The 13,709-nt window shown below is 70.7% G+C and carries 6 protein-coding genes and 2 pseudogenes; 6 read left to right on the forward strand and 2 right to left on the reverse strand.

What is annotated here, in order from left to right; genetic code table 11:
* The first annotated feature begins 544 nt into the window (after positions 1 to 544).
* Positions 545 to 2,428: a CocE/NonD family hydrolase gene (locus BZY54_RS10320; protein ID WP_208640610.1), complete on the forward strand. Its 1,884-nt coding sequence runs from the start codon at positions 545 to 547 to the stop codon at positions 2,426 to 2,428.
* A gap of 359 nt (positions 2,429 to 2,787) precedes the next feature.
* Here the strand turns inward: BZY54_RS10320 and BZY54_RS10325 are convergent, their stop codons facing one another.
* Positions 2,788 to 3,990 carry a cytochrome P450 family protein gene (locus BZY54_RS10325; RefSeq protein WP_086724766.1) on the reverse strand — a complete coding sequence of 401 codons (1,203 nt, stop codon included), beginning with the start codon at positions 3,988 to 3,990 and terminating at the stop codon, positions 2,788 to 2,790.
* 288 nt (positions 3,991 to 4,278) lie between these two features.
* On the opposite strand from BZY54_RS10325, the gene BZY54_RS10330 reads away from it, so the two are divergent.
* Positions 4,279 to 4,857 carry a MarR family winged helix-turn-helix transcriptional regulator gene (locus BZY54_RS10330; protein WP_208640611.1) on the forward strand — a complete coding sequence of 193 codons (579 nt, stop codon included), beginning with the start codon at positions 4,279 to 4,281 and terminating at the stop codon, positions 4,855 to 4,857.
* Positions 4,854 to 6,578 (forward strand): MDR family MFS transporter, encoded by a 1,725-nt coding sequence (locus BZY54_RS10335; RefSeq protein ID WP_086724767.1) that lies wholly within the window; start codon positions 4,854 to 4,856, stop codon positions 6,576 to 6,578. Before BZY54_RS10330 ends, BZY54_RS10335 begins: the two co-directional genes overlap by 4 nt.
* A gap of 372 nt (positions 6,579 to 6,950) precedes the next feature.
* Here BZY54_RS10335 and BZY54_RS10340 read toward each other — a convergent pair whose 3' ends face one another.
* Positions 6,951 to 11,045: a S8 family serine peptidase gene (locus BZY54_RS10340; RefSeq protein WP_086724770.1), complete on the reverse strand. Its 4,095-nt coding sequence runs from the start codon at positions 11,043 to 11,045 to the stop codon at positions 6,951 to 6,953.
* Between the two features lie 175 nt (positions 11,046 to 11,220).
* Between BZY54_RS10340 and BZY54_RS10345 the strand changes: the two genes are divergently transcribed.
* The 3 genes and pseudogenes from BZY54_RS10345 to BZY54_RS10355 all read left to right on the forward strand — a co-directional run.
* On the forward strand, positions 11,221 to 12,234 hold the full coding sequence (locus tag BZY54_RS10345) for a helix-turn-helix domain-containing protein (RefSeq protein ID WP_086724772.1): 1,014 nt from the start codon (positions 11,221 to 11,223) through the stop codon (positions 12,232 to 12,234).
* Positions 12,235 to 12,429: 195 nt separating this feature from the next.
* Positions 12,430 to 13,014, forward strand: a pseudogene (locus BZY54_RS10350) (hypothetical protein); the annotation flags it as partial.
* 446 nt (positions 13,015 to 13,460) lie between these two features.
* A pseudogene (locus tag BZY54_RS10355) lies at positions 13,461 to 13,688 on the forward strand (catalase); the annotation flags it as partial.
* Between the last annotated feature and the right edge of the window lie 21 nt (positions 13,689 to 13,709).

Genomic DNA, 13,709 nt, shown 5'->3' on the forward strand with positions numbered 1-13,709 from the left:
GGTGATCGGCGGCAATCGACATCCGTCTGATGGCCGGGTGCCGGATTCCGACACGCGCCGGGAGACGCCGCGCCTGCCACCTCCGTACGGTTCGCCGCACGACGCGGTCCGCAGGAAGGCCGGGTGTTGCCGATGCGTCCGATGCGCACGTACCGCCGCCCCCGTCCCCCAAGCCGCCGGACGGCCGCCTTGTCAGCGCCCGCGTGCGACCTCCTCGCGACGGGCTTCGGGGCCGTCCTGGCATCGGCCGGCACGGCGCCCGACGTTCCCGAGCCGGTGGTGAACGGCGTGGATCCGCAGCGGGCGACGACCTTCCCGGACGCGCAGGCGACGAGCGGCGACCTGACCGATCCGGCATACCAGGAGGCACGCCGGCGAGCTCCCGCCGACGCACGCGCCGGCGTGGACAACGCGCTCGCCGCCAACCGGCTGGACGCGATCTTCACTCCGGCGCGAGGCGGCGCTGCTGTCCTACGCAAGCGCCTACGAACAGGCCACCACGCTGTAAGCAGCCCAGCATCCCTCCCTACGCTGAGGAGTTGAGTTGAAGCGTTTCCTGATAGCCGTCGCGACGGCGTCGACGATGGCGCTGGTGCCGGCCGTCGCCGCCGGGGCCGAGACCGACCCGCCACCGGGCATCGTCGTGCAGAACGGCGTGACCCAGCCGGTCTTCGGCAACGACGACGCCATCCGAGAGCATGTCTATGTGGAGTCGGCCTTCGACAGCGACCACGACGGCGAGAACGACCTGATCTCGCTCGACATCATGCGTCCACGGGCCACCGAGAAGGGCCTCAAAGTGCCCGTGATCATGGACGCCAGCCCGTACTACTCGACGCTCGGCCGGGGCAACGAGTCCGAACTCAAGCAGGACACCGACGGTGACGGGCTGCTCGACAAGTGGCCCCTGTACTACGACAACTACTTCGTCCCCCGCGGGTATGCGGTCGTGCTGCTCGACATGGTCGGCTCCCACAACTCCACCGGCTGCCCGACCACGAACGGAACGCCGGACAACCTGAGCGCCAAGGCGGGGATCGACTGGCTCAACGGCCGGGCGAAGGCGCACGACGCCGCCGGCAACCCCGTCACCGCCGACTGGCACAACGGCCGTACCGGGATGATCGGCAAGTCCTACGACGGCAGCCTCGCCCTGGCCACCGCGGTGACCGGCGTCGAGGGCCTCTCGACGGTCGTCGACATCTCCGGCCCGTCGGACTACTACAAGTACACCCGCGAAAACGGGGTCGTGACCCGGAGCAACCACTACGTGGCCTCGCTCGCCAACACCGTGACCGACCCGGACCGGCGTGCCTACTGCAAAGCGGTGCGGGACGAGATGAGCGCCGCCGACGGAGACGCCACCGGCGACTACTCGGCGTTCTGGGACGAGCGCAACTACGTCAAGGACGCCGGGAACGTGCGCGCGAGCGTGTTCATGGTGCACGGCCGCAACGACGACAACGTCCGCCCCGACCACTTCAGCGACTTCTGGTCGGCGATCTCGGCGCGGGGCGTGGAGCGCAAGCTGTGGCTGTCCGAGGAGGGGCACGTCGACCCGTTCGACTTCCGGCGCGCGGAGTGGGTGGACACGCTGCACAAGTGGTTCGACCACGCGCTGTGGAAGGTGCCGAACCGGATCATGTCCGAGCCCATGGTCGACCTAGAAAGCGGCCCCGACGTGTGGCAGACCTACCCCACCTGGCCGGTGCCCGGCAGCGCCCGTACCCACCTGTGGTTCCGCGGCGGCGGCGCCGACGGCGCGGGCGCATTCGGCCTGCAGGCCCTGCCGGGCCGGCCGACCACCGCGTCCTTCGACGACGACCCGGCCCAGACCGAGACGCAGATGATCGCGGACCTGACCGCGACGAACTCGCATCGACTTGCCTACCTCTCGCAGCCGCTGTCCGAGCCCCTGCACGTCTCCGGCGTCCCGCTGGTGCACATCCAGGCCTCGGCGGACAAGACGGACACCAACCTGGGAGCGGTGCTCGTCGACTACGGCACCCAGACCCGCGTCGGCTGGGAACGCTCCGGTGAGGGCATCACCACGCTCAATACCGAGGACTGCTGGGGCGAGAGCAGCGCCGCCGACGACGCCTGCTACAAGCAGACGATCAAGAACGTGATCACCGCCGACCGTGAGCGGGTCAGCAAGGGCGTCATGGACGCGCTGAACCGTAACTCGCTGACCGAACCCGAGCCGCTCGTGCCGGGTCAGGAGTACGATTTCACGCTGCCGCTGCTGCCGGTCGATCACGTCTTCCCGGCCGGACACCGCCTGGGCCTGGTCGTGGTCGGCAGCTACCGGAACTACTCCAGCGTCGCCGACCAGAACAGGGCGCACATCACCGTGAACACCAAGGCCAGCAATCTTGATCTGCCGGTCGTCGGCGGCCGACAGTCCGCCGCCCGCGCGGGGTTCTGAGGAGCGCTTTACGCTCGGCCGGGTCTCGTGCGGCGTCGGCCAGCAGTCGAACGCGGCGGCCGACACCGGTAGCCGGGTCCTGTGGATGGACAGCACCACGGCCGACACCGACCTGGTGATCCGAAGCCGCCCGGCGGGCAACTGCGACTGAGCGTCACCTTCCGCGCGACCACGGATGAACGGACCGGCCCCCGGTGCTCTCCGGACGCTGTCGGTCGATTCGGACTCCTGGTCACTGCGCCCCGCCGATCTCTTGATCGGCGGGGCGCAGTGCTGCGAGGTGGCGGGTGCGGGGGCGTCCTCCACGAGGACACGCATGTGGCATGACCGCACCGATGAGGTACTCGGCAAGCACAAGGTCAGGAATTCCACCGGACCGGCAGCTGACGCGGGCCGCGGATGAGCATGCCCTGGCGCCAGGTCAGGGCGGCCGGGTGGGCGTCGAGGGCGAGGCCGGGGCAGCGTTCCAGCAGGGCACGGATCGCGATCCGGGCCTCCAGGCGAGCGAGCGGCGCGCCGAGGCAGTAGTGGATGCCGTGGCCGAAGGCGACATGACCGCCTGCGGGCCTCCGGATGTCGAAGCGGTCGGGGTCGGGGAAGCGTGCCGGGTCGTGGTTCGCGTCCGCGAGGGCGACGAGGACCAGCTCACCTCCTCCGGGGATGACTGTGGTGCCGATCTCGACCGGCTCTGTGGTGAACCTGAACGTCGGCGTTTCCACCGGCCCGTCGTAGCGCAGCATCTCCTCGACCGCGTTGTCGATGAGCGTCATGTCCTCGCGCAGTAAGGCGAGTTGGTCGGGATGGGTCAGCAGGGCCAGTACGCCGTTGGATATCAGATTGACCGTGGTTTCATGTCCAGCGACCAGCAGCAGCCAGGCGGTACCGCGCAGTTCGTCCGCGGACAGCCGGTCGCCGTCCTCGTCGGTGGTGCGGATCAGGGCGCTCATCAGGTCCTGGCCCGGGGCCCGGCGCTTGCGCTCCAGCAAGTCGGCGAGGTACGCGGACGTCTCACCCGTCGCCGCCAGCCGCGCCTGCGGGTCCGGGTCGGTGAGGATCGTGCTGGTCCAGGCGCGGAAGGCGGCCCGGTCCAGCATCGGGACGCCGAGCAGCTCGCAGATCACCGAGATCGGCAGCGGGAACGAGAGTGCCTCGACGAGATCGGCCCGCCCTTCGGGAAGCGCCGTCATCGCGTCGAGCAACTCGTCGGTGATCTGCCGCACACGTGGCGCGAGCCGCTCGATCCGGCGCGGAGTGAACTCGCGGACGACGAGCTTGCGCAGCCGCTCATGGTCCGGTGGGTCGGAGTTGAGCATGTGCGGCCCCGCGGCCGGACTGGAGATCGGAAAGGAGGGCGAGGCGTTCTTCCACTGCTTGGACAACCGAGGATCGACGAGCGCGGCCCGGCCGGCCTCGTACCCGACGACAAGCCAGGCCTCCGCACCCTCCGGGATCCGCACCTTGTGCACCGGCCCGCGCTTGCGCAGCGCCGCGTAAACCGGATACGGATCGCGGACGAAGTCCTCGCCCATCGCGATCAGATCGATCACCTCTGCTGCCGCCATCGCCTGCCCCCGTCTCCCCGTTCGCCCCGACGCTAGCAGTGGGCGACCCTCGGGCGAAGGACGCATCCAGCCGAACCGGGCGGGAGACACCTGGCATGTCGCGGACGACGAAGAAGCCCACGGCGACCGTATGAGCCCGAAGACCATGCCATGAGGGCCGGGTGGAGCCCGAAATGAAAGCACCTACCCGTCTGCCTCCTCGGTAATCGTTCGAACGTGTGGTTTTCGCGGGATATGCTTGCGCGGCGCATGCAGTTGCGTGCCGCAACCAATCGAAGATGCAGGAGTATGACCGAAATGTCGGCCATATCGGCGGGGTCCGGGTCACCCCGTGGCGCCGCGGACACCCCCGGCGTCTTCGAGCGGCGGAGCGGCGCGGCGCATCTCGCCGAGGCCGTGGAACGGCTCACGCACACGTTCCTCAAGACGCGCCAATACATGATCGACCGCGCCCGCCACGACGTGGACTGGGCGGCTCTGCTGCTCCTCGCCGAGGTGGTGGCACGCGGCCCGGTGCGGGTGACGGAACTGGCCAAGGCCGTGCAGTCCGACCCGTCCACGGCGAGCAGGCATGTCTCGCAACTCGTCCGGGGCGGCTTCCTCGAACGGCGCGCGGACGCGATCGACGGACGGGCCAGCGTCCTCACCGCGACGGACCGGGGGCGCGCGGTGGTCGACGCCCGCAAGGAAGAGCGTGGCAGGCACTACGAGCAGATGCTGAGCGACTGGGACGACGGGGACATGGAGCAACTGGCCGCCTTGCTCGAACGGCTCCTCGACGACGCCTTCATATACAAGAAGAACGTGCTCGCCGGCCAGGACCGGAACCGGACCCACCCGGCGACCCGAAAGGAATCACACGCATGACGTCCAACGCCGACTCCGCGTCGGCCCCCGCAGAAGCAGGCGCCTCAGGGCAGGCCGTGCCGAGCGGATACTCCCACCGCGAGATCCTGGTGATCCTTTCGGGCCTGCTGCTGGGCATGTTCCTCGCGGCGCTGGACCAGACCGTGGTCTCCACTGCCATCTACAAGATCGGTGAGAGTCTGCACGGGCTCACCGCGCAGGCCTGGGTCACCACCGCGTTCCTGATCACCTCGACCATCGCTACGCCGCTCTACGGCAAGCTGTCCGACCAGTACGGGCGCAAGCCGTTCTTCATGTTCGCGATATCCGTGTTCGTGCTCGGCTCGATGCTGTGCACGCTGTCCACGTCGATGTACATGCTCGCCGCGTTCCGCGCCTTCCAGGGCATCGGCGCCGGTGGCCTGTTCTCGCTGGCGCTCGCCATCATCGGCGACATCATCCCGCCGCGTGAGCGCGCCAAGTACCAGGGCTACTTCATGGCCGTCTTCGGTACGTCCAGCGTGCTCGGCCCGGTCATCGGCGGCGCGCTCGCCGGTGCGGGCACGGTCGCCGGCATCGACGGCTGGCGCTGGATCTTCCTGATCAACGTGCCGATCGGCATTGCCGCGCTGATCGTCGTCGCCAAGGTGCTCCACCTCGACCACCAGCGTCGCGACCACAAGATCGACTACTTCGGCGCGGTGGCGCTGATCATCGCGCTCGTCCCGCTGCTCATCGTCGCCGAGCAGGGTCGTGAGTGGGGCTGGGGCTCGGGCCGCTCGCTGGTCTCGTACATCGTCGGCGCCGTCGGCATCGTGCTGTTCCTGCTGGCCGAGCGGCGCGCGGGCAATGACGCACTGCTGCCGCTGCGGCTCTTCCGCAACCGGATGTTCGCCGTGGGCACCGCGCAGTCGTTCATCATCGGTATCGGCATGTTCGGCGGCATCACCCTCCTGCCGCTCTACCTCCAGCTGGTCAAGGGCAACTCCCCCACGAAGGCAGGCCTGCTGACGCTGCCTCTGGTGCTCGGCATCATGCTGCTGTCGCTCGTCTCGGGACAGATCACCTCGCGCACCGGGCGCTACAAGATCTTCCCCGTGATCGGCTGTGTGCTGCTGGTCGCGGGCATGCTGATGCTCTGGCGGGTGTCGGCGGACAGCGGGCTGGCGTACGTCGACATGGCAATGTTCGTCGTCGGCGCCGGACTCGGTCTGAACATGCAGACGCTCGTGCTGGCCATGCAGAACGCGGTCTCCCCTCGGGACATCGGGGTGGCGACCTCGTCCGCCACCTTCTTCCGCCAGATGGGCGGCACCATCGGCGTCGCCGTCTTCCTGTCCATCGTCTACTCGCTGGTGGTCGGCAAGATCTCCGACGCCTTCCGGGCCGCGCAGCACACCCCGGCCTTCGAGAAGGCCGCGTCGGCCCACCCGGACCAGCTGAAGATGCTGACGGACACCAACACCGACGCGCTCAACGACACCTCCTTCCTGGCCAAGCTCGACTCGACCCTGGCCCACCCGTTCAAGGTCGGCTTCACCGACTCGATCTCGGTGGCCTTCCTGGTCGGCGCCGCAGTGCTCGTCATCGCCTTCCTGCTCTCCCTGCTGATCAAGGAGGTTCCGCTGCGCACGTCCGCGGCGGCGTTCTCCAAGGACGAGCAGGAGAAGGCACCCACGGGAACAGCCGGGAACACGGAGGGCGCGGGCTGCCCGGAGGGCTCCGGCGCCGGCGCACAGTAGGAACAACCGTCCGGTGCCACCGGGCAGCGGGAACCGCCCGGCGCCACCGGACGGGTGGCCCGGCCAGTGACGGCCGGGCCACCCGTCTGCGCTTGGGGGCGCAAGGCCATAGGCCGTCCCAGCGCATTGGACGCCTCACGCCGGCATTCCCTGCCCATCCCTGACACGGATCACCGGACTCTCCGTGCGGAAGGCCGCCCACGCCGGAATCACACCCGCCTTGCTCGGCTCATCGACATCGACACCCAAACGACAACGTCGGCTCCCAAGACCCACAACCAGGTCTTGGGAGCCGATGTCGCGCACGGGCCGGGATCGACCCGAGAGCGTCCGCCCGAGAGGGTCCGGGCCCTCACCGCGTGCCGGCCGGGATCAGTAGCTGAACTGCTGCACCTGCAAGTCGAACGCGCCGTACGTCCAGCCGGTCCGGGTGGACGGGTCGAGCTGGATGGAGTTCATCTGCCCGCCGTGGACCAGGGACCCGCCGTGTGCGGCGACGGTGAACCCGGAGAGGGTCCGCAGGACGGTGCCCGAGGCGAGATCGATGATCACCAGCTGGCTGGTGGCGTTGCTGTCCAGGACCAGGGGCTGCTGGTAGCCGAAGTACGCCTGGCCGGGGGGTGTGGGGTACGAGACGACCGCGATCTTGTTCTTGCCGTCGATCGCCATCGACGTCGGAGCGCCCTGGCGGACGGTGATCGACGCGTCCTGGTCTCCGGTGGCCGTGTCCAGGCCCGTCAGCACCGCCGTCGGCACGATCTTCGTGCTGATCGCCGTCGCCGACAGGTCGTAGAGGTGGCCCTGGTTGTCGGAGTCGAAGCCGTAACTGCACCCGGGCATCGATCCGGCCTCGGTGACGGCTCGGGTCGTCAAGTCCACCCGGGGCACGACCATGCCTCCCAGGCACAGGAACGCCGACGCACCCTTCGCCAAGTAGACGGCGCCGGATGACGTGTCGAAGTCCAGCAGGGTGTACGTGCCCTTGGGCACACCAGGCAGGTCGGCCGGGATCGGGTCGCCGGAGGTCCCGGTGGCGAGATCGACGGGCAGGACGAGGTCGCTGTTGTCGGAGCCGCGCAGCAGCACCGCTCCCCGGTCGTGGACGGCGTCGACCCGGCCGGCGACGAACGTGTACTGACCGGCCTTCAGCGTGGTGGAGCCGACGAGCGTGCCGGTGGCGGTGTTCCACGTCTCCACCCGCACATCGCCGCCCGGTGCCGCCTGGTGCACCGCGAGGGCGCGGTGTGCGTCCCCTGCCACGCCCAGCACCTCGTAGTCGGAGCCGTTGCCGGCGTCGGAGGCGATGACGGCGCCGTAGTCGCCGGTCGCCGTGGAGTAGCGCCGGAGTTCGGTACCGCCCGAGGTGGTGCGCAGGGCGGCGACGGAGTCGGAGCCGGCCGCCGCGAAGCTCAGCACGGTGCTGCCGTCGGGGGCGAGCCCGTCGTCGACCGCCAGGGTGGAGGACGGCGAGGCCTGGCCGACGATGTGGTGGTCCTTGTCCAGGGCGAACACCCGCACGCCGTAGCTGTCGGAGCCGGCCAGGCCGAGCGCCAGGGCGTCCAGGTGCAGCGAGCCGGAGGTGGCCGGCAGGACCCGGTGGACGACGGAGGGCGTGTTCACGCCGTCGTTGTCGAGCTGGTCGCCGTCCGCGTTGGTGAACGTGTTGACCGAGCCGTAGACGGTGGGGCCGGGCGCGGAGAACTCGACCTCCGCGTACGCGGCCTGGTGCACGCCCCGCACGTCGTAGTGCAGGTCGAACCCGGGTGCGACCCGGGTGACCTCGGCCGTGTGGCCCTCGACGCGGTTCTTCCCCGTGAGGGTCGGCGCGGCCGGACGGTCCGCCGCCGTGCCGCCGGCGACCCGGACCGGCGCGAACTCGCCGTACCTGACGGCCGTGGGGATGCCGCCGAACCCGGAGGTCGAGATGCCGATGCCGTAGATCCCGCCGCCGCCGGAGAACGCGTCGGCCGGGACGGTGACGGTGCCCTTGGTGCCGGTGAGCTCCTGGTGCCAGGCGGCGCTGAACACCGGTCCGAGGGTCGGGTTCCAGTGGCCGACGCCGGACACCACCAACTGCGGTGCAGAGACGTTCTCGACACCGGTCAGGTCGTAGGACACGGTGACCGGGTGCCCCTCGGTGACGACCGCGGGCGCCTTGGGCGCGGTGGCCTCGGCGTACCGGCCGTCGCTGGGGCCGACGGTCAGAGTGCGGGTGGCGGTGGCGCGGGTGCGGCCGTCGACGGCGACCCGGTAGGTGACCGTCACCCGGCGGTCGGTGGTGGAGACGTCCGGAAGCCCTGCCGCGGCGAGGAGCTGATGTGGCGTCACCCGGATCGCCGGGCCGTCCGAGCGGAACACGGTCGATCCGACGGTGAGGGTGTACTGGGCGTGCTCACCGTCCAGGCCCATCACGTCACCAGCGAAGGTGACCGGTCCCACCAGGCCCTCCCCGGTACCGCCGGACGCGGCGTCGCCGAGGTCGATGCGGTCCTGGTCGGTCGTCTCCGTGAAGTCGCTGCCGAGCCCGCCGATGGTGACCCGGTGCGCGACCGACAGCCTGACGAGGGACGGGGTGCCCGCGGGGCGGTCCAGTGCCCGCTCGGTGGCCGCGGTGACGTCGATCTGGGGGCCGACGTGCAGCGTCCGGTCGATCTGCGGTGGGGTGGGCACGTCCCGTCCGGTCTGCTTCAGAACGTCCCTGACCTGGGCCGGAGTCAGGTTGTGCCCGCCGAGCCGGCCGGCTTGCAGGACGACGGCCGCCGCGGCGGCGACCTCCGGCGCGGACGCGGACGTGCCGCCGTTGAGCGACACGGACACGTCCTGCGCGGAGCCTCCGGCGGGGTGGGAGAACGCGAGGACGTTGTCGCTGGGCGCCGACACGTCGACGCGGGTGCCGAAGCCGGAGGAGAAGGTGCCGAAGCCGCTGATCCGGGTCTCGGCGGTGGTCGCGGCGCCGTCCGCCCCCTGGGCGAGGGTGTCGTCCAGGGTGGTGCCGCCGACGGCTATCGCGCCGCTGTCGGGCACCTTCGACGGGGTGGTGGACTCCGCGTCGTCGTCGATGTTCGTGGCCGACTTCTCGCCCGGCGCGAGGTCGGTGGGGGTGCTGCCGCCGTCGGGGCCGACGGAGGCGGGGGTGTACAGGCGGGTGCCGTCGTTGGAGGAGATCGACACCACGATGCCGTCCCGCTGCACGATGGAGGCGACGACCGACCGGATGAACGGGTCGTCCTCCAGGTAGCGGCCGGGGAAGCCCTCCGCGTCGGTGCCGAAGCCGAGGCTCGCGGTGATGACGTCGGGCCTGGGCGACTGGTGCGCGGCGGCCAGCAGCGCGCCGGCTATCCGGTCGATGGTGGGCTGCTGCGGGACGACGAGGCGGTAGTCGGCGCCGGGCGCGATGCCCAGCAGGTCGGTGTAGCCGCTGCCGGTCGCCTCAGGGCGCTGCCGGTCGTGCGCCATCGGGGCCATCACGCTGAAGTCCAGCATGGCCTCGCCCAGCGCGGGGTCCTGGTTCTCGGTGGACGCGGCGCCGTCCAGGCTGCCGTCGTCGCCGGCGACGTAGGTGGGGATCAGCGGCATCGACGGCAGGTCGAGGTAGCGCCGGCCGTCCCTGACCACCGTGGTGGGGCCGTTCGACCGCACGTAGTCGTCGCCGCCGTCGGCCATCGACTGGTCGGTCAGGTCGCCGATGGAGACATTGGTGATGGTCTCACCGTCGCCCGGCTGCTGCCCGTAGTGGCCCAGCAGGGAGAACGCGCCGACGGCGTCGACGCCGCCGGCGTTGAGGAGCGCCTGGGCGGAGGTGTTCAGTCCGTAGTTCTCCGGTACTGAAGCGGGGTCGGTGCCCTGGGCCGGCTTGGCGGTGACCGTCTTGGCGGCCTTGGTCACCGCCGAAGGCAGCGGCCGGGCACCGCTGTTCATGGTGTTCACATAGCGGTCGGGTTCGGCGTAGGAGACCCCCGGGGTGCCCCGCAGGGCCCGCGCCACGGCTGCCGAGTCGCGCCGGCCGGTCTGCAGCACGTAGGTGCGGGACAGGTCGGCCGCGTCGTCTCCCAGGCGCGAGCGAGCCGCTGACGTCAGGTCGCCGGCGGCCGACGCCGACAGGCCGGGGAACAGCGGGCGCAGGGACTTGGCACCGACCGACCGCAGCTTGGCGTCGAGGTCGGGGCTGCTGGTCTGCGGGACACGGGCTGCCTGCCGGGTACCGGCCACCTGGTGGCCCGTCACCGATGTCGTCGGGTCCAGAGTGACCAGGACCTGGCCGGGGACGGCGCCCTGGTGCTGGGCCGGCGGTTTGGGGACCGCCCTGCCCGAGGAGGTGCCGTCGAGCGGCGTCCGGGCCGACGGCATCGCGGCGGGTTGCGGCGCGGCCTGGGCCGGTACGGCTAGGGCGACGGCGGAGGACACGACGGCCAGGGCGACAGACAGCCGGGCGAACCGGCTGCCTGGCGAATGGCGACGCGGGGGCATAGGGACACCTTCCGAGGGGGGCAACACGTCAGGGACGTCTGCCCGCTCGTCATCGGGGTGGGAGGACGTCCCTTTCAGGGGAAGATGCCAACTACATGCAAGACAGCACAAGATTGCGACAGTGGCCGAAGTAAGCCAGGTGGCGACGTGTCGCCACACGAGGGCGGAAGAGGGAATGGAACTTAACGTACTCGGACTTACCGCCGATACAGAGCATGCCTACACCGCCCTCATAGGCCTGCCGCGCTGCACCGCGTCCGAACTCGGCGGGGTATGCGGGCTGTCGGCCTCCGCTGCCGGGCGGCTGCTGTCGCAATTGGTCAAGTACGGTCTCGCCACACGCGCCGCCGGCCGTCCGCCGCGCTTCACGGCGACCGCACCCGAAGTCGCCGTCACTGCGCTGATCCAGGAGCGGGAGCACCAGCTCGACGCGGCCCGCTCACTGGTGCAGCGGCTGGCGGAGACACACCGGGAGGCGAACCGGATCAGCCACCCGGACATCGCCGTGGAACTCCTCACCGACCGGGGGGACATCAGCGCCGCCGTGCACCGGCTGACTTCGAGGGCCCGCCGCGAGGTACGCGCCTTCGACCGCCCCCCGTACATCGACCGCCCGGGCGCCAACCTGGAGACCCAGACGCAGCGGCAGCGTACCGGCGTCAGCCATCGGGTGATCTACAACCGTGCGGCGGTGGCCTGGCCCGGCCGGCTGCACAGTGACATCCTGCCGAGCGTGCGCGGCGGCGAACAGGCACGGGTCCGGGCCGATTTGCCGCTGAAACTGGTGATCAGCGACGATCAGACCGCGATCATCCCGTTCAGCCTGGCGCCCGGCGGCCACTCGGCGGCGTATCTCATCCATCCCTCACCGATGCTCGTGTCCCTGGAGGCGCTCTTCGAAGCGGAGTGGGAGCGCGCCGTGCCGCTGCGGGCCACGGCGCCGCCGCGGGTCGCCGACACCGCGGTGGAGACGGTCCCGGCGAATCCGGGGCCGGCCGCACATGTGGACACCGAGCGTCGGGCCCTGCTGACCATGCTCAGCTCCGGCCTGACCGACGCGGCGATCGCCCGGACGCAGGGCTGGAGCCCGCGCACCACGCAGCGCCGCATCCACGGCCTGATGACCGAGCTCGGGGCATCCACCCGGTTCCAGGCCGCCGTCATGGCGGCCCGCCGGGGGTGGCTGTGACGTAGTGAGCAGACGGCGGCACACACTCCGAACAGGCCGAACTCACACAACGCGGTGGGTGTCTTCTCCCCGTGTCTCCGGCTGAGAGGCCATGGGGTGAGGTCGAGGACGCGTGCACTCCTGGCGGACCGAGCGTATGAATCGTTCTGCGTGCGGGTTGCAGTTGGGGCTGCGCCGCGGGATCTTCGTGACGGCCTGACGCGCTCCGCGGAGCTGGAACTGCGCCACGGCAGCCGGACGGACGTGTTCTGCACCTACACCAACGCGGCCCAGCTCAGCCTCGACCTGGGCCGCGTAGAGGGCTGCATCGCTCTGCTCGACTCCCTCCTGGCCGAACCGGACGTCGCCGCCGGAGATCTGGACGACCGGCTCGTCGCCCAGCTGCGTCTGACCCGCGCCCGCGCGCTGCACGCGGGCGAGGACCTCAAGGCCGCCACGGGGGAGTGCGCCGCCCTCGCGGCCGAGTCGGCCGGCTGGGACGACGACCCCGGGAGCCACGCCGTGATCGCCGGGGAGATCGCCGTACTCCTCGCCGAGTCCGGCGAGTTCGGCCGGGCCCGCGAGGCCGCGGACCAGGCCCTCGCCGCCCACGCCCGGGGCCCGCGCTACGAGCAGCTCCGCAGCTGCCTGCGCGAACTCGCCCGCCTCCAGACCCAGCGGCAGGGTTCCCAGGGCCTGGCCGACGCCTTGGCCTTACTCGCCGATGCGGGCAGGATCGCCGACGAGGCCCGCGCCGCGGAGTACGAGGCCCGCCGCCGCTCCCTGGACAGTGCCCTGGCACCCGCGAGACGGACGCAGTCGGCCCACTCGCCGGGGTGGTCCTCGTCGGGACCCGGTTCGCCGAGCAGGTGATGTGGCGGGCGCCGTGCCGGGGCGACAGCCCGCGCCGGCACCGGGGCGCCGCCATCCCTGTCCACCCGGCGGCGTGGATGCGCTGAGCGATGTCATCGACACTCTCGGCGAAGCCTCTTCCGTGCCGCCCCCTTGTCTCGAAACCCTTGATCGACGGACGTGCTTGAGCCCGCCCGGGTGGTGTCCGGGTCTCTGCGGCGCTCGCGGGGTGAGCGCATCGATGGTGGCCACGGCCGCGACGGCGAGGTCGGCGGCGTGCGGCACGCCGGCTCGCCGGCTCGCCGGGGGAGCGTCCCCGGTGACGCGGCGTGCCGCCGGGCACGGTCCGGAGTGTGTCGCCCAAGGCCGGGCGGGGGTACTCGAGCGCAATCGGGATGGTCTGGCACTTCCTGCTGGTCGAGAACGAGCTCGGCCTCAAGGTCGGCCAGGGCATCGGGATCGGCCCCGAGGACGTCGCGGGGCTCAAACCGCTGGACAACCAGACCCTCACCGACGAGGACCAGCAGCGTCTGGCCAACCTGGGCAAGAATCCGCCGCGGAACGTGGAGGGCCTGGTCATGACCCACTGCGTTCCGGACGAACGGCACGTCGTGAACCGCTGACCGACCGCCCGACCGCCCGAC

Source organism: Streptomyces carpinensis (genome assembly GCF_002154505.1).
In the GTDB taxonomy this organism is placed as follows: domain Bacteria; phylum Actinomycetota; class Actinomycetes; order Streptomycetales; family Streptomycetaceae; genus Streptomyces; species Streptomyces carpinensis.